At 71.8% G+C, this 15,522-nt stretch carries 14 protein-coding genes; 8 read left to right on the forward strand and 6 right to left on the reverse strand.

Annotated elements, in window-relative coordinates:
- Window positions 1–134 precede the first annotated feature (134 nt).
- The 4 genes from dhaK to ligD are packed head-to-tail and all read left to right on the forward strand — an operon-like array spanning window position 135 to window position 3,519.
- Window positions 135–1,121: a dihydroxyacetone kinase subunit DhaK gene (dhaK, locus tag M1D46_RS14880; RefSeq protein ID WP_456285949.1), complete on the forward strand. Its 987-nt coding sequence runs from the start codon at window positions 135–137 to the stop codon at window positions 1,119–1,121.
- 4 nt (window positions 1,122–1,125) lie between these two features.
- Window positions 1,126–1,758, forward strand: a complete 633-nt coding sequence (gene dhaL / locus M1D46_RS14885; RefSeq protein WP_456285950.1) for a dihydroxyacetone kinase subunit DhaL — start codon at window positions 1,126–1,128, stop codon at window positions 1,756–1,758.
- On the forward strand, window positions 1,755–2,459 hold the full coding sequence (gene dhaM / locus M1D46_RS14890; protein ID WP_421076103.1) for a dihydroxyacetone kinase phosphoryl donor subunit DhaM: 705 nt from the start codon (window positions 1,755–1,757) through the stop codon (window positions 2,457–2,459). Before dhaL ends, dhaM begins: the two co-directional genes overlap by 4 nt.
- A 7-nt stretch (window positions 2,460–2,466) precedes the next feature.
- Window positions 2,467–3,519 (forward strand): non-homologous end-joining DNA ligase, encoded by a 1,053-nt coding sequence (gene ligD, locus M1D46_RS14895; RefSeq protein ID WP_456285951.1) that lies wholly within the window; start codon window positions 2,467–2,469, stop codon window positions 3,517–3,519.
- A 148-nt stretch (window positions 3,520–3,667) separates the two neighbouring features.
- On the opposite strand, the gene sucD is transcribed toward ligD, so the two are convergent.
- The 3 genes from sucD to M1D46_RS14910 all read right to left on the reverse strand — a co-directional run bounded on the left by sucD (window position 3,668) and on the right by M1D46_RS14910 (window position 6,105).
- Window positions 3,668–4,570 carry a succinate--CoA ligase subunit alpha gene (gene sucD / locus M1D46_RS14900; protein ID WP_271174532.1) on the reverse strand — a complete coding sequence of 301 codons (903 nt, stop codon included), beginning with the start codon at window positions 4,568–4,570 and terminating at the stop codon, window positions 3,668–3,670.
- A gap of 21 nt (window positions 4,571–4,591) precedes the next feature.
- Window positions 4,592–5,758, reverse strand: coding sequence for an ADP-forming succinate--CoA ligase subunit beta (sucC, locus tag M1D46_RS14905; protein ID WP_271174533.1), 1,167 nt, complete (start codon window positions 5,756–5,758; stop codon window positions 4,592–4,594).
- A gap of 194 nt (window positions 5,759–5,952) precedes the next feature.
- Entirely contained in the window at window positions 5,953–6,105 is a 153-nt protein-coding gene (locus tag M1D46_RS14910; RefSeq protein WP_271174534.1) for a hypothetical protein, read from the reverse strand.
- 70 nt (window positions 6,106–6,175) lie between these two features.
- On the opposite strand from M1D46_RS14910, the gene M1D46_RS14915 reads away from it, so the two are divergent.
- The 3 genes from M1D46_RS14915 to bcp all read left to right on the forward strand — a co-directional run bounded on the left by M1D46_RS14915 (window position 6,176) and on the right by bcp (window position 9,513).
- Window positions 6,176–7,405 carry an acyl-CoA dehydrogenase family protein gene (locus M1D46_RS14915; RefSeq protein WP_456285952.1) on the forward strand — a complete coding sequence of 410 codons (1,230 nt, stop codon included), beginning with the start codon at window positions 6,176–6,178 and terminating at the stop codon, window positions 7,403–7,405.
- A gap of 43 nt (window positions 7,406–7,448) precedes the next feature.
- Window positions 7,449–8,906 carry a phytoene desaturase family protein gene (locus M1D46_RS14920; protein WP_456285953.1) on the forward strand — a complete coding sequence of 486 codons (1,458 nt, stop codon included), beginning with the start codon at window positions 7,449–7,451 and terminating at the stop codon, window positions 8,904–8,906.
- A gap of 136 nt (window positions 8,907–9,042) precedes the next feature.
- Entirely contained in the window at window positions 9,043–9,513 is a 471-nt protein-coding gene (gene bcp, locus M1D46_RS14925) for a thioredoxin-dependent thiol peroxidase (protein WP_282980312.1), read from the forward strand.
- Window positions 9,514–9,599: 86 nt separating this feature from the next.
- Here bcp and M1D46_RS14930 read toward each other — a convergent pair whose 3' ends face one another.
- From M1D46_RS14930 to M1D46_RS14940, 3 genes are all read right to left on the reverse strand, one after another.
- The gene (locus tag M1D46_RS14930) at window positions 9,600–11,315 is read right to left on the reverse strand and encodes a DUF222 domain-containing protein (RefSeq protein ID WP_456285954.1); all 1,716 of its coding nucleotides are present in this window, start codon (window positions 11,313–11,315) and stop codon (window positions 9,600–9,602) included.
- A 187-nt stretch (window positions 11,316–11,502) separates the two neighbouring features.
- Window positions 11,503–12,147 carry a response regulator gene (locus tag M1D46_RS14935; protein WP_282980540.1) on the reverse strand — a complete coding sequence of 215 codons (645 nt, stop codon included), beginning with the start codon at window positions 12,145–12,147 and terminating at the stop codon, window positions 11,503–11,505.
- Complete coding sequence (locus M1D46_RS14940; protein WP_456285955.1) at window positions 12,144–13,811, reverse strand: ATP-binding protein; 1,668 nt, start codon at window positions 13,809–13,811, stop codon at window positions 12,144–12,146. The genes M1D46_RS14935 and M1D46_RS14940 overlap by 4 nt, the downstream gene beginning before the upstream one ends.
- Window positions 13,812–13,985: 174 nt before the next feature.
- Between M1D46_RS14940 and M1D46_RS14945 the strand changes: the two genes are divergently transcribed.
- On the forward strand, window positions 13,986–15,461 hold the full coding sequence (locus M1D46_RS14945; protein ID WP_282980537.1) for a CitMHS family transporter: 1,476 nt from the start codon (window positions 13,986–13,988) through the stop codon (window positions 15,459–15,461).
- Window positions 15,462–15,522 lie beyond the last annotated feature (61 nt).

The following is a 15,522-nucleotide window of genomic DNA, read 5'->3' on the forward strand; positions in this document are numbered from 1 at the left end:
GGCCATCCGCATGCACATCCGTCCCCTCCCCTTGACACCCCGCGATCGTCCTGCCGATAGTGAGGCGTACACGGCTGGCGCTGGCATCGACGCGAGGGAGCAGGGATGTCCGGATGGGCTCGGAGGAGCAGGCGATGAAGAAGCTGATCGGCGACACCGCGGCGGTCGTCACAGATGCCCTGTTCGGCATGGAGGCGGCCCTGCCGCAGCTCCGCGTGGACCACGAGAACCGGGTCGTCCTCCGCGCGACACCCAAGGACGCCGGCAAGGTGGCGCTCGTGTCGGGCGGCGGATCGGGACATGAGCCGCTGCACGGCGGCTACGTCGGCTACGGGATGCTCGACGCGGCGTGCGCGGGCGAGGTGTTCACCTCCCCCACCCCCGACCAGGTGCTGGCGGCCACGAGCGCGGTCGATCGCGGCGCGGGCGTGCTGCACATCGTGAAGAACTACACCGGCGACGTCATGAACTTCGAGATGGCGGCCGAGCTCGCGGAGGCGGAGGTCGCGTCCGTCCTCGTGCACGACGACGTCGCGGTGGAGGACTCGCTCTACACGGCCGGGCGCCGCGGGGTGGGCCTCACGGTGCTCCTCGAGAAGATCGTGGGCGCTGCCGCCGAGGAGGGCGCGCCCCTCGACGAGGTCGTGCGGATCGCGGAGGCGGTCTCGGCGCAGGGACGCTCGATGGGCATGGCGCTCACGAGCTGCACGGTGCCCGCGGCGGGCAAGCCGACGTTCGACCTGCCCGACGACGAGATGGAGATCGGCATCGGCATCCACGGAGAGCCCGGGCGACGCCGCGTGAAGGTCGCGCCCGCACCGGAGATCGCCGAGATGCTCGTCGACCCGATCCTCCACGACTTCGACGCGGCGGGCGGGCCGGTGATCGCGATGCTGAACGGCATGGGCGGCTCCCCGCTTCTCGAGCTCTACCTCATGTACGGCGAGGTCGCGAAGCTGCTCGAGAAGGCCGGCGTGCGCGTCGCACGCACCCTCGTGGGCGACTACATCACGTCGCTCGACATGGCGGGGTGCTCGCTCACGCTCCTGCGCGCCGACGACGAGATGCTGCGTCTGTGGGACGCGCCCGTCGAGACGCCCGGCCTGCGCTGGGGGCGGTGATCGGATGGCGTTCGACATCGCAGCGCTCGGACGCTGGGTCGCGCTCTTCCGCGATCGCGTCTCCGACGAGCAGGAGCGGCTGACGGCGCTCGACTCCGCGATCGGCGACGCCGACCACGGTGCGAATATGGCGCGCGGCACCGCGGCAGCCGTCGCGAAGCTCGAGTCGGCGACGCCCACGACCGTCGGCGAGTTCGGGAAGGCGGTGGGGATGGCGCTCGTCTCGACCGTGGGCGGCGCGAGCGGCCCGCTGTACGGCACCTTCTTCCTGCGCTTCGGCGCGAGCGGCGGCGACGGCGCCGAGCTGGATGGCCCCGCGCTCGCCGCCGCGCTGCGCGCGGGCCTCGAGGGCGTCGTGTCACGGGGCAAGGCGGAGCCGGGCGACAAGACGATGATCGACGCGATGACCCCGGCGGTCGACGCGTTCGAGGCGGGCGCATCCGACCTCGTCTCCGCCGCGCGCTCTGCCGCTCGGGCTGCGCGCGCGGGAAGCGACGCGACCGAGCCGCTCGTCGCACGCAAGGGACGCGCGAGCTATCTCGGCGAACGCAGCGCGGGGCACCTCGACCCCGGTTCGGTCTCGACCGCGCTCCTGTTCGAGGCGCTCGCCGCGGCGGCCGAGGAGGTCGCGGCATGATCGGCTTCGTCGTGGTCTCGCACAGCGTCGCCCTCGCGGAGGCGGCTGTCGCGCTCGCGAGCGAGATGGCCGGCCCTGTGGCGCCCCGGATCGCCGTCGCGGCCGGAACGGCGGAGGGCGGGATGGGCACGGATGCGGCGCTCATCGCGCGGGCGATCGAGTCGGTCGCCTCGCCCGACGGCACCCTCGTCTTCACGGACCTCGGATCGGCCATCCTCAGCGCCGAGCTCGCCTTCGATCTCGCGGGCGCCGCCGAGGGGCCGGTGCGCCTCGCTGCGGCTCCGCTCGTGGAGGGCCTCGTCGCCGCGGTGGCGCGAGCCGGCGCGGGCGGCGACCTCGTCGAGGTCGAGCGCGAGGCGCGCCGCGCCCTCGACGCCAAGCTGCGGCACCTCGGCGTGGAGGGCGAGTCCGTCCCCGCTGAGGAGAAGCCCACGGGGCGCTCGGAGTCGTTCCTGCTGACGAACGAGATCGGGCTCCATGCGCGGCCGGCGGCCGCACTCGCGGGCGCCCTGCGCGGGCTCGACGCGGTCGTCCGGATCGGCACCGCCACGAAGCCCGCCGTCGACGGGCGCAGCCTCGTCGGACTTATGGCGCTCGGCGCCCGCAAGGGCGACACGATCGACGTGACCGCCGACGGGCCCGACGCGGAGCGCGCGATCTCGGCCATCCGCGACCTCGTCGCGTCGGGCTTCGGCGAGTAGGCGCGCCGTGGCCTCCGAGCGCGTCACCCTCACGATCCCCGGACCGGATGGCGACCGCGAGGTGAGCCTGTCGAGCCCAGGACGCGTCGTGTGGCCAGAGGCCGGGGTGACCAAGCGCGACCTCGCGGAGTACCTCATCGCGGTGTCGGGCCCGTTCCTCGCGCACAGCGGCCATCGGCCGGTGTCGCTCGAGCGCTTCCCCGGGTCCGTCGACGGCGAGAGCTTCTTCTCGAAGAACCCACCCAAGGGCGCACCCGCCTACGTCGAGTCGGTGCCCGTGACGTACAACAGCGGCAGGCGCCATCCGCAGCTCGTCCTCACCGAGCCGGCGTCGGCCGTGTGGGCCGCGCAGATGAACACCGTCGTGTTCCACCCGTGGGCGTCTCTCGCGAGCGACCCCGACCATCCCGTCGAGCTGCGGATCGACCTCGACCCGCAGCCGGGCACCGACTTCGCCGACGTCGTCTTCGCGGCGCACGCGATGCGCGAGGTGCTCGACGAAGCCGGCCTCACGTCGTGGATCAAGACGAGCGGCAGCCGCGGGATCCACCTCTTCTGCCCGATCGAGCCGCGGTGGGAGTTCCTCGAGGTGCGCCACGCGGTGATCGCCGCGGGGCGCGAGCTCGAGCGGCGCCATCCGTCGCGCGTGACGATGAGCTGGTGGAAGGAGGAGCGCGGCGAGCGCGTCTTCATCGACTTCAACCAGGCCAACCGCGACCGCACGATGGCGGGCGCCTACAGCCCGCGGGCGCTCCCGCAGGCGACCGTGTCGACGCCGCTCTCCTGGGACGAGCTCGACGACGTCGATCCGCTCGCGCTCACCGTGCGCACCGTGCCCCGGCGCCTCGAGGAGGTCGGCGACCCGTGGGCCGCGTTCGGCGATGCGCCCGCCCGCATCGACACGCTCCTCGAGTGGTGGGAGCGCGACCTCGCCGACGGCCTCGGCGAGCTGCCGTTCCCGCCCGACTTCCCGAAGATGCCCGGCGAGCCGCCGCGCGTGCAGCCCTCGAAGAAGGTCGCCGAGCACTGGGACGCGCAGGGCAACCGCGTCGACGACTGAATGCAGCGAGCCGCCCCCGGGATGATCCCGGGGGCGGCTCGCTGCGTTTCGACTCGCTGCGTTTCGACTCGCTGCGCTTCGGCTCGCTGCGTTTCGGCTCGCTGCGCTCGCTCAACGACCGGGGGCGGCTCGCTGCGCTCGCTGAGCCTTAGAGGGACTCGATGATCTCGCGCATGAGGGCGGCCGTCTCGCTCGGGGTCTTCCCGACCTTGACGCCGGCGGCCTCGAGGGCCTCCTTCTTCGCCTGCGCGGTGCCGGCCGAGCCGGACACGATCGCGCCCGCGTGGCCCATCGTCTTGCCCTCGGGGGCGGTGAAGCCCGCGACGTAGCCGACGACCGGCTTCGTGACGTTCGCCTTGATGAACTCGGCCGCGCGCTCCTCGGCGTCGCCGCCGATCTCGCCGATCATGACGATCGCCTTCGTCTCGGGGTCGGCCTCGAACGCCTCGAGGGCGTCGATGTGCGTCGTGCCGATGACGGGGTCGCCGCCGATGCCGATGGCCGTCGAGAAGCCGAGGTCGCGCAGCTCGAACATCATCTGGTAGGTCAGCGTGCCCGACTTCGAGACGAGGCCGATCGGGCCCTTGCCCGTGATGTTCGCGGGCGTGATGCCGACGAGCGACTCGCCCGGCGTGATGATGCCGGGGCAGTTCGGGCCGATGATGCGGGTCTTGTTGCCCTTCTCGATCGCGTACGCCCACGCCTCCGCGGTGTCGCCGACGGGCACGCCCTCGGTGATCACGACGAGGAGGGGGATCTCGGCGTCGATGGCCTCGACCATGGCGTCCTTCGTGAACGCGGGCGGCACGAACGCGATCGACACGTCGGCGCCGGTCTTCTCGATCGCCTCGGCGACCGACCCGAAGACGGGGAGCTCGACCTCGCCCTCGCCGGGCTTCTCGTGCGTGACGGTGGTGCCGGCCTTGCGGGCGTTCACGCCGCCGACGATATTCGTGCCGGCCTTGAGCATGAGGGCGGTGTGCTTGGTGCCCTCGCCGCCCGTGATGCCCTGGACGATGACCTTGGAGTCCTTGTTGAGGTAGATCGACATGTCTCTAGTCCCTTTCCCGGCTCAGGCGTTCGCCAGCTCGGCGGCCTTGTCGGCGCCCTCGTCCATGCCGGCCGCGAGCGTGACCAGCGGGTGGTTGGCCCCCTGCAGGATCGCGCGGCCCTCTTCGACCTGGTTGCCGTCGAGGCGCACCACGAGCGGCTTGGTGGCGTGGTCCCCGAGGATCTCGAGGGCCTTCACGATGCCCTCCGCCACGGCGACGCACGACGTGATGCCGCCGAAGACGTTGACGAAGACGCTCTTGACCTGCTCGTCGCCGAGGATGACGTCGAGGCCGTTGGCCATGACCTGCGCGTTCGCGCCGCCGCCGATGTCGAGGAAGTTGGCGGGCTTCACGCCGCCGTGCTTCTCGCCCGCGTACGCGACGACGTCGAGCGTCGACATGACGAGGCCCGCGCCGTTGCCGATGATGCCGACCTGGCCGTCGAGCTTGACGTAGTTGAGGCCGTTGGCCTTGGCCTTCGCCTCGAGCGGGTCGGCCGCCTCCTTGTCCTCGAGCTCCTCGTGCTCGGGGTGGCGCACCTCGCTCGCGTTGTCGTCGAGCGAGACCTTGCCGTCGAGGGCGACGATGTCGCCGGCGCCGGTGAGCACGAGCGGGTTCACCTCGACGAGCGTCGCACCCTCGGTCTTGTAGACCTCGTAGAGCTTGACGAACACGTCGGCGACCTTCTCGACGAGCTCCTCGTCCCAGCCGCCCGCGCGGGCGATCTCGACGGCCTTCTCCTTGTCGATGCCGCGCAGCGGGTTCACCTCGACGCGCGCGAGCGCCTCGGGCTTCTCGACGGCGAGCTGCTCGATCTCCATGCCGCCCTCGACGCTCGCGAGCGACAGGTAGGAGCGGTTGGCGCGGTCGAGGAGGACCGAGAAGTAGAACTCGCGCGCGATGTCGGCGCCCTGCGCGACCATCACGCGCTTGACGATGTGGCCCTTGATGTCGAGGCCGAGGATGGCCTTCGCGGCCTCGTATGCCTCGTCGGGGGTCTTCGCGACCTTGACGCCGCCGGCCTTCCCGCGCCCGCCGGTCTTGACCTGGGCCTTGACCACCACGACGCCGCCGATCTTCTCGGCTGCCGCCTTCACCTCCTCGGGGGTGTCCGCGACGATGCCGGCGAGCACCGGCACCTCGTACTTCTCAAAAAGGTCTCGAGCCTGGTACTCGTACAGATCCACGTTGCATTCCTTCGATGGGGCCACGGGACAAGACGCGTGGAAACGTCTCGACGTCGAGAGATCTCGACCGATGCTCAAGCCTACTACCGCGCGGTGACCGCTCCCTGCGGGCCTCCCGGTGAGCGGCGCGAGCGGGCATGAAGAAGGCGGCCCCGGATCATCCGGAGCAGCCTGCACGCGGAGGGAGGGCGGTGCTACCTCGCCTTGGTGTGCATGGGCAGGGCCATGGCGAGGCACACGAGCAGGATGCCCGCCGCGAACACCAGGGCCTGGAACGCCGGCACCATGAAGGCGACGCCGAACAGCGCCAGCCCGCCGAGGAAGAGAACCAAAGCGACGATGAACATCTCTGCTCCTTTTTGAAGACTTCCTCCAGCTTAGATGATCCCGGGCGGGGCCCCTGCCTAGCCTGTCGCCATGGCAACGGAGCTCCTCCCCGGCGAGAAGGTGTCGACGTACGACGTCGCGAAGGTTCTGGACATCGACTACTACGCGGTGTTCTCGGATGTCTCGGGCGAAGACCGCGAGGTCTGGTCCCGCGCGCGCGAGATCGGGGAGCGCCTCGCTCCCCGCATGCGCGAGGCGTGGGAGCGCGCGGAGTATCCGCTCGAGGTCCTGCCTGAGCTGGGAGCCGCCGGCCTCTACGCGGACGGCATCGATCATCCGGCCATCCCCCGCCTGTCGCCCCTGGCCGCGGGGCTGGTCAACATGGAGATGTCTCGGCACGACGGCTCGCTCGGAACGATCCTCGCCGTCCAGGGCGGGCTCGCCCTCCGCACGCTCGCGCTGTTCGGCAGCGAGGCGCAGCAGGAGCGCTGGCTCGGACCGCTGCAGACGGGCGAGGTGCTGGGCTCCTTCGCGCTGACGGAGCCCGATCACGGATCGGATTCGACGTCGCTCGAGACCGTCGCGCGTCGAGACGGCGACGGGTGGGTGCTGCGCGGCACCAAGAAGTGGATCGGCAACGGCGCATCGGGCGGCATCACGTTCGTCTGGGCGCGCGTGGATCACGAGGGCGACCCCGACCATGGCGCCGTCCGGTGCTTCCTCGTGGAGCAGGATGCGCCGGGCTATGCGGCCGACGTCATCGCGGGCAAGGTCGCGCTGCGCGCCATCCATCAGGCGCACATCCGACTCGACGACGTGCGGGTGCCGGCCGACGCCGTGCTCCCGGGCGCGCACTCGTTCAAGGACGCGACGACGGTGCTCTTCGCGACCCGCTCGGGGGTCGCCTGGTCGGCGCTCGGGCACGCGACGGCCTGCTTCGAGGCCGCCCTCTCGTACGCGACGCAGCGCGAGCAGTTCGGCCGCCCGCTCGCGCGCTTCCAGATGGTGCAGGAGCGCCTGACGCAGATGCTCGCCCAGCTCACGTCGATGCAGCTGTTCCTGCGCCGCCTCGCCGACCTCGAGGCGGCCGGCGGCATGCGCGCGACGCAGGCGTCGCTCGCGAAGTACCACTGCACGCGGACGGCGCGCGATGTCGCCCGGACGGCGCGCGACATGCTCGGCGGGAACGGCATCCTCCTCGAGAACGTCGTCATGCAGCATCTCGCCGACATCGAGGCGATCCACACCTACGAGGGCACCGAGAGCGTCCAGGCGCTGCTGCTGGGCCGCGACCTCACCGGGATGAGCGCGTTCGTCTGACCTCGGCGGCCCGGCCGTCGCGGGCCCCTGGCAGGATGGGCCTATGACGACTCGGCGCGCGACGGTGGTGGGCAGCGGACCGAACGGGCTCTCCGCCGCGGTGGCGCTCGCGCGGGCCGGCTTCGACGTCACCGTGATCGAGGCGCACTCCGGGATCGGCGGCGGAACCCGCACGGCCGAGCTCACGCTCCCGGGGTTCCGTCACGACGTGTGCTCTGCCGTGCATCCGGCCGCGTTCACCTCGCCCTTCTTCGACGCGTTCGGCATGCGCGAGAAGGTCGGATGGCTCGTGCCCGACGCGTCGTACGCGCATCCGCTCGACGGCGGCCGCGCCGCGATCGCCTGGCGCGACATCGCGCGGACCGCCGACGGGCTCGGGGTCGACCGCAGGGCGTGGAATGCGATGCTCCGACCGCTCGCGCGCCACATCGACGCGGTCGCCGACGTGACCGGCAATCAGATGCTGCGCGTGCCGCGCCATCCGGTCACCTTCGTGCGCTTCGGACTCCGGGCGCTTGAGCTCGGCTCACCGCTCGGCCGGCACTCGTTCCGCAGCGAGGAGGCGCACGCGCTCCTCACGGGCGTGATCGCGCACGCGAACACCGCTCTGCCCTCGGTCGCCGCGTCGGCGGCAGGGCTGCTGCTCGCCTCGCAGGCGCATGCCGGGGGCTGGGGATTCCCCGTCGGCGGCGCCCAGGCCATCCCCGACGCCCTCGCGGAGGATCTGCGCGCGCACGGCGGCCGGATCGAGACGGGTCGCCGTGTCGACGATCTGTCCGCGCTCGACTGGGGCGACCCGACGCGCGGCGACGTCCTCGTCCTCGACACCTCGCCGCGTCTCGCGCTCACGCATCCCGACGCGCACGGCGCCTGGGCCGCGGCCATCCGCCGATTCCGGTACGGGCCGGGCGCCTCGAAGGTCGACTTCGCGCTCGACGGGCCCGTGCCGTGGGCGCACCCCGATGTGCACCTCTCCCCCACCGTGCACATCGGCGGAACCCGCGCCGAGATCGAGGCGGGCGAGAACGCCGTCGCCCGCGGGCGCGTGCCCGAGCGGCCGTTCGTGCTCGCCGCCCAGCCGTCCATCCTGGACCCCACGCGCGCTCCGAAGGGCAAGAGCGTGCTGTGGACGTACATCCACGTGCCGCCGGGGTCGAGCGTCGACGCGACTGAGACGGTGACGCGGCAGATCGAGCGCTTCGCACCCGGCTTCCGCGACCGCATTCTCGCGTCGCACGCCACGGCCGCCACCGAGTTCGCCGTGTACAACCCGTCGGCCGTGGGCGGCGACTTCGCCGGCGGCGCCGTGACGTTCCGGCAGCTGATCGGCCGCCCCGTCCTCTCCGCCTCGCCGTGGCGCACCCCGATGAAGGGCGTCTACCTCGCGTCGGCGTCGACCCCTCCCGGCCCGGGCGTGCACGGGATGGCCGGCTGGTTCGCCGCGCGTCTCGCGATCGCCGATGCGACGGGGGAGCGCGTCGAGCTCGAGGACCTGTTCTAGGACAGGCCGCTCAGATCCACCCCTTCTCGCGGGCGATCCGGGCGGCCTGCGCGCGGTTGGACGCGCCGGACGTGCGTCTGACGACTGGCTTGCGCAGAGCGGCCGCCCGGCCGGCGCCGCTTAGGCTGGGAAGCCTATGACTTCGCGCCTCGAACCCGGTACCGTCGCTCCTGCCTTCACGCTGCTCGACCAGGATGAGAAGAGCGTCTCGCTCTCCGACCTCCGCGGGCGGAAGGTCGTCCTCTACTTCTACCCGGAGGCGCTCACGGTCGGATGCGCCAAGCAGGCGTGCGACTTCCGCGACAGCCTCGGCTCGCTGCAGAGCGCCGGGTACACGGTGGTCGGCGTCTCGCGCGACGAGCCCGAGAAGCTGCGCCGCTTCCGTGAGCGCGACGGCCTGACCTTCGACCTGCTGAGCGACCCCGACCACGCGGTGCACGATGCGTACGGCACGTGGGGCGAGAAGAACAGCTACGGCCGGATCATCGAGGGAGTCATCCGCTCGACGTTCGTGCTCGACGAAGAGGGCGTCATCGAGAAGGCCCTCTACAACGTCAAGGCGACCGGGCACGTCGCGCGGCTGCGCCGCGACCTCGGCATCGACTGACCCGCCTCAGCGCTCGCGCCCGCGGTCCCCGACACTCTCGTCGGCGGCCGCGGCGGCTCGCGCCATGCCGTGGTGGGTCAGGTGGGTCAGGTGCGGATGCGGGTGAGGGTGCGGCGGAGGCGGGTGCGTATGCGGGTGGCGGAGCCTTGTGCGGGGCGGGGTGTGCAGTCGCGGTCGATCCAGCGGGGCGGGACGATGTAGGGCACGCCGTGGTGCATGTGGATGGTCCAGCCGGAGGTGTCGAGGTGGTGGTGGTGCCACCAGCAGAGCAGGACGCCGTTGTCGGTTTCGGTGGGTCCGCCTTGGGCGTGGTCTTGGACGTGGTGGATTTCGCACCAGGCGGCGGGGATGGTGCAGCCGGGGATGATGCATCCTCCGTCGCGGGCGACGATGGCTTTGCGTTGGGTGGGGGTGAAGCAGCGTTGGATGCTGCGCAGTTCGAGGATGCGTCCTTCGGGGGTGAAGAGGGCGCGGAGGATGTCTCCGGTGCATCCGATCCGGCGGGCCACGGTGGCGGGGACGGGCGCGTCGACGCCGTCGAGGTGCGCGATGCCGTGCTTCGGGCGGGCGAACGCCGCCCCTGTGCCGTGGGCCGCGGTGTCATGCACGCCGTCGCGGTCGCCGGTGCCTGTGTCGGTGTCGGTGTCGGTGTCTGTGGTGGTGAGGTCGTCGGCGGTGATGTGGATCATGACGGTGGGGGCGGCGCCGCCGAGGGTGGGGGTCTCGGCGGCGCGTGAGGCGGCCTGGATCATCGCGAAGAACGCGTCGTGCCGCTTCTGCGCCGGCGAGCGGGTGTCCGGCATGACCGGACCGAACTCCGCGCCATTCGCTCCGATGCCGTCGCCGAGTCCGGCATCGTCCGCGGCGTTCCCTCCCGCCTCGACGTCTCCGCCGCCGCTGTCCGGCCCGCCGCCCGCGTCGCCGGTTTCGGTGAAGGTGACGTTGCGGGCGGGGTTGGTATGGGCGGAGAGGAGGTTCTGCAGGAGGGCGCCGGCTTCGGGGACGAGGGTGCCGTTGACCCGGAAGGCTCCGCTGGGCAGGGGTGTGAGGTTCAGGGCGCGGTCGCGTTCGGGCCGGTCGGGGTCGGGCTCGGTGCCGTCGGCGGTGAGCACGTCGATCCACGCCTGCGCGTGCACGTTCACCACCGACAGCGGCGGGACCGGCGCGAGCTCCTCCAGCGGATCCCGCCCCGCCATCGCGTCCGCGTCGGCCGCGTCCGCGTCGGCAACGCCCGTGTCCATACCCGGGTCCGTGTCGGGGTCGGTGTCGGGGGTGATGGTGCCGGTGGCGAGGGCGACGAGGTGGCGTTCCATGAGCTCGACCCGGTCGGGGTGCCCGCCGCCGCGGCGGGCGGTGTCGACGGCCTTCACGATCCCCGCGGCCACTTCCGCGCCGAGCAGTCCGGACGCGAGCCCGGCGGCCACGTGCACGCACCGGGGATCGAGGTCCTGCCCGGTCAGGGCGGTGCGGGTGCGGGTGGCTTCATCCAGCCGCACCCGCCCGCGCAGCTCCCGGTTCGACGCCCCGGTGAGGCGTTCGAGCAGCTCGAGCCCGGTGCGGCACCCGTAGCGGCCCGCGAGCGGGTCGTCGTCGCCGCGGCGGGAGCGGGCGTCGACCTCTCCCGCGACCCGGGTGCGCAGCGCGTCGAGCGTGCGCCCGAGGTGCTCGACCTCCCCCGCGGACGCGATCAGGTCCGCGTCCGTCACCCCGCGCACGCCCTCGGCCAGGCCTTCCAGTCGCGTCAGCGCGTCCCGGACCGCCACGCCCGGGAAGAGAGGTTCGAATCCTGGCTCCTTCGCCATACGGCCAGCATAGAACATCGATACGACGAACGCACCACTTTTCTTACCCTGATCGGGATGTTTCTGCGACGAGCGCTAGCACACACCACCGACATCCACCCAGCACACCAGACGACAGCCGCACCAGACGACAGGCGCACCAGACGACAGGCGCACCAGACGACAGGCGCACCAGACGACGGAGGACTCAGCTCACGCGATACCGGTGCTCAGGGCGTCCGGCCGATCCGTACTGCAGCGCCACCTCCACGGCGCCGCGGGCCGCGAGCTCTGCGAGATGCCGCTGCGCGGTCGCGCGCGAGACCCCCACGCGCTCGGCGAGCTCGACGCTCGAGGCCTCCCCCTCGGCGAGCGCGTCGAGGATGAGCTGCTGCGTGCCGGCGCGGGCGGGCGTCGTCGCCGCTCCCCCGTGCAGCACGGCCATCGCGCGGTCGATCGTCTCCTGCGTCGCGCTTCCGGAGGCGAGGAGGTTGCGGAACCGCGCATACCGATCGAGCCGGTCCTGCAGCGCCCGCGGATCGAAGGGCTTCACGAGGTAGTGCAGCGCACCGGAGCCGAGCGCGCGGCGGATGGTGGGCACGTCGTCGGCCGCGCTCAGCACGAAGCGATCGATGCCGGACTCCCGCCCGATCTCGATGCCATCGCCATCCGGCAGGTAGACGTCGAGGAGCAGCAGATCCGGACGGAGGTCGCGGATGGCCGTGCGCGCCGACGACGCGTCGCGCACGGGCGGGAGCGCCTCGAAGCCGGCGCGCGCCGCCACGATGTCGCGATGGATGCCGCTCACGCGGAAGTCGTCGTCGACGATGAGCACTCGGATGTCGCCGGTCACGTCGCGTCCCCCTCTGCCGTCATCCCATCCTCCCCGTCGTCGGCCGTTCGCGAGCGCATGACGCCGGGCAGACTCGCCGCGAACACAGCACCATGCCCGACGCCGCGGGCCTCGGCCAGCCACAGCTCGCCGCCGCGCCGCCTGGTGAAGCGCCGAGCGAGGGGCAGCCCGATCCCGCGGCCGTGCACGCGCGACGACACGTCGTCCTCGGCCGCCCTCGCGCGCTCGAACACGCTCTCGGGATCGTCGACGCCCGGCCCGGAGTCGACGACCGTCACCGCGAGCTCTTCCCCCGCATCGAGGAGCGATACCTCGACCCACCGGGGCTCCGCTCCGGCCGCGGCGGCTGTGACGGCGTTGTCGACGAGGTTGCCGAGCACGGCTGCGACGTCCTCGGGCTCGGCGACCGCCCCGACGAGGAAGGTGTCGGCACCGATCCGCAGCTCGACGCCCCTCTCCCCGGCTTCGACCCGCTTGGCCGCGAGGAAGGATCGCAGGAACGGATCCGCGACATCGATCCCGGCTTCCTCCGGCAGAGCGCCGCGATCCGCGAACTCGCCGAGCAGACCCTGCGCCTCGTCGATGCGCCCTGCTGCGAGCATGCCGCGAACCGCATGCACCCGGTTCGCGAACTCGTGGCGCTGCGCGCGCATGGCGTTCGTCGCGGCCCGCACGGCATCGAGGCGCTCCGCGAGCGCGACGACATCCGTCCGATCCCGCAGCACGGCGACGACGCCGAGCGAGCGCCCCTCGTGCCGGACCCGCCGCACCTCGACGTAGGCGACACGATCGGCGAGCACAAGCTCGCCGGTCACGAATGCCTCGCCATCGAGCGCCCGTGTGAGCGCGGCCCGCAGCCGCGGCGGCAGATCGAGCTCTTCGAGGCGGCGCCCGACCGCCTGCGCGTCCCCGACGATCTCGAGCGCGGCCTCGTTCGCCGCGCGCACGCGCCCGTCGTCCGATACCGCGAGCACCCCGTCGTGCACGCCCTCGAGGATGGCGGCGCGGCTCTGCAGCAGACCGCCGAGCTCCTCCGGCTGCACGCCGCGCGTCAGCCGCTCGAGCCGTCGGCGGATGAGGGTCGACACGAGCGCCGCGACCGCGAGGGCGACCACTGCGATCGCGACGAAGAGCGCCACGAGCAGAGGAGCATCCGCGAAGACGCGAGCGGGCGCGAAGCCGACGCTCACTTCGCCCACGATCGCCTCGCCATCCGGAGAGCGGACGGGCACCTTCGCGCGCACCGACTCGCCGAGGGTCCCGCGCTCCCAGGCCACGACCTCGTCGCCCGCGATCACCCGCGTGAAATCGGTGCTCACCCGCTCGCCGAGCAGCGTGGGGTCCGGGTGCGCGAGCCGGAGGCCGAGGTCGTTCGCGATGACGACGAAGAGCGTCTCCGTGCGCTCGACGATCTCGGCCGCATAGTCCTGCAGCGCGCCTTCGGCGAGCGCTTCGCCATCCAGCCGTTCCTGCCCCGCGTACGACGCGACGTCCGCCCGCACCTGGGGGTCGCTCGCGACCGTCCGCGCGACCGCGAGCGCCGTCGACTCCGCCTCGTCGCGCAGCTGCCCGATCCCGAGCAGCGCGAACGCCGAGACGCACACCGCGATGACGACCGCGGCGGCGATGAGCTGCATCGCGAACACCCGCGTCGTGAACCGCATAGGTCGAGTATCCTCTCCGCGTCGCGTGAGCAGAATGCGCACAACCGACTCAACGCGCAGATCCCTGCGCAATGCGCGCATCCCCTCCTGCGCCGAGCCGATTCCGTATCGTCGCCGCGTACGCTCCACCGCCGCACGCGACGACGCGCTGCGACACGACGACAAGGACGTCACATGCTCGTCATCCTCGGTTTCACCATGATCCTCGCGTTCATGGTGCTCATCATGACCAAGCGGCTCACGCCCATGGTCGCGCTCATCCTCGTGCCCACGATCTTCGGGCTCTTCGCGGGCGCGGGGCTCGGCCTCGGCGACATGGTCATCTCGGCCATCGGCGACATGGCGCCGACGGCCGCGCTGCTCATGTTCGCGATCATGTACTTCGGCATCATGATCGACGTCGGACTGTTCGATCCGCTCATCCGCTTCATCACCCGCGCGCTCGGCGACGACCCCGCCAAGGTCGTGCTCGGCACGGCGCTGCTCGCCGGCGCGGTCTCGCTCGACGGCGACGGCTCCACGACCTTCATCATCACGACGTCGGCGATGCTCCCGCTCTACCTGCGTCTCGGGATGAGCCCGGTCGTCCTCACGTGCGTCGCGGGCCTCATGAACGGCACGCTCAACATCGTGCCGTGGGGCGGTCCGACCGTGCGCGCGGCGACCGCACTCGGCCTCCAGCCGACCGACGTCTTCGTCCCGATGATCCCCTCGCTCGCCGTGGGTCTCGCCGTGGCGCTCGGCCTGTCCTGGCTGCTCGGGCTCTCGGAGCGCCGCCGCCTCGGCAAGCTCAGCCTCACCGGGCTCGACGAGGCGCAGGCGGATGGCGGCAGCACGCGAGCAGGACGTTTCGGCATGCGCGTTCCCCGGCTGCGGTCGGGGGTCGGAACGCCCGGCGCGCGTGCCGTGCTCGGCACGACGAACGTCCTCACGGTGAAGGGGTCGGGCCTCGCGGCGCCCGCCGTGATCGCCGAGGACGAGCGCGATACGGCGATGGCCGACACGATGCTCAGCCCCGATCGTCCCACCCTGCGCCCGAAGCTCATCTGGTTCAACCTCGCGCTCACGGTCGCGGTCATGGTCCTGCTCGTCATGGACGTCCTGCCCCTCGCGTTCGTCTTCATGATCGGCACGGGCATCGCGCTCATCCTGAACTTCCCGAAGCTCAAGGAGCAGAGCGCCGAGATCGTCGCGCACGCCCCCAGCATCGTGGGCGTCGTCTCGATGGTGCTCGCGGCGGGCGTGCTCGTCGGCGTGCTGGATGGCACGGGCATGGTCACGGCCATGGCCGACTGGGTCGTCGACATCGTCCCGCCCGCGCTCGGCCCGTTCTTCGCCGTGATCACGGGTCTGCTGTCGATCCCCATGACGTTCTTCATGTCGAACGACGCGTTCTACTACGGCATCCTGCCGATCCTCGCCGAGAGCGCGGCGACGTACGGCATCTCCCCCGCCGAGATGGCCCGCGCATCCGTGATCGGGCAGCCGGTCCACCTGCAGAGCCCGCTCGTGCCGGCCATCCTGCTGCTCGTGTCGCTCGCCAACGTCAACCTCGGCGATCACCACAAGAAGGTGCTGTGGCGCGCGACGGTCGTCTCGCTCGTCATGCTCGCCGTCGGCATCCTCGTCGGCTCGGTTCCGCTGGGCTGAGGCCCTCCTCGACGCGAAGGCGCCGCCCGCAGGTCTCGCGGGCGGCGCCTTCGCGCATGTG

The organism is Microbacterium sp. JZ70 (genome assembly GCF_053903225.1).

Excerpts from the sequence above, each read along its gene's own strand:
- dhaK (WP_456285949.1), top strand. The coding sequence starts at position 135 with ATGAAGAAGCTGATCGGCGACACCGCGGCGGTCGTCACAGATGCCCTG.
- dhaL (WP_456285950.1), top strand. The coding sequence starts at position 1,126 with ATGGCGTTCGACATCGCAGCGCTCGGACGCTGGGTCGCGCTCTTCCGC.
- dhaM (WP_421076103.1), top strand. The coding sequence starts at position 1,755 with ATGATCGGCTTCGTCGTGGTCTCGCACAGCGTCGCCCTCGCGGAGGCG.
- sucD (WP_271174532.1), bottom strand. The coding sequence starts at position 4,570 with ATGTCGATCTACCTCAACAAGGACTCCAAGGTCATCGTCCAGGGCATC.
- M1D46_RS14910 (WP_271174534.1), bottom strand. The coding sequence starts at position 6,105 with ATGTTCATCGTCGCTTTGGTTCTCTTCCTCGGCGGGCTGGCGCTGTTC.
- M1D46_RS14915 (WP_456285952.1), top strand. The coding sequence starts at position 6,176 with ATGGCAACGGAGCTCCTCCCCGGCGAGAAGGTGTCGACGTACGACGTC.
- M1D46_RS14920 (WP_456285953.1), top strand. The coding sequence starts at position 7,449 with ATGACGACTCGGCGCGCGACGGTGGTGGGCAGCGGACCGAACGGGCTC.
- bcp (WP_282980312.1), top strand. The coding sequence starts at position 9,043 with ATGACTTCGCGCCTCGAACCCGGTACCGTCGCTCCTGCCTTCACGCTG.
- M1D46_RS14930 (WP_456285954.1), bottom strand. The coding sequence starts at position 11,315 with ATGGCGAAGGAGCCAGGATTCGAACCTCTCTTCCCGGGCGTGGCGGTC.
- M1D46_RS14940 (WP_456285955.1), bottom strand. The coding sequence starts at position 13,811 with ATGCGGTTCACGACGCGGGTGTTCGCGATGCAGCTCATCGCCGCCGCG.
- M1D46_RS14945 (WP_282980537.1), top strand. The coding sequence starts at position 13,986 with ATGCTCGTCATCCTCGGTTTCACCATGATCCTCGCGTTCATGGTGCTC.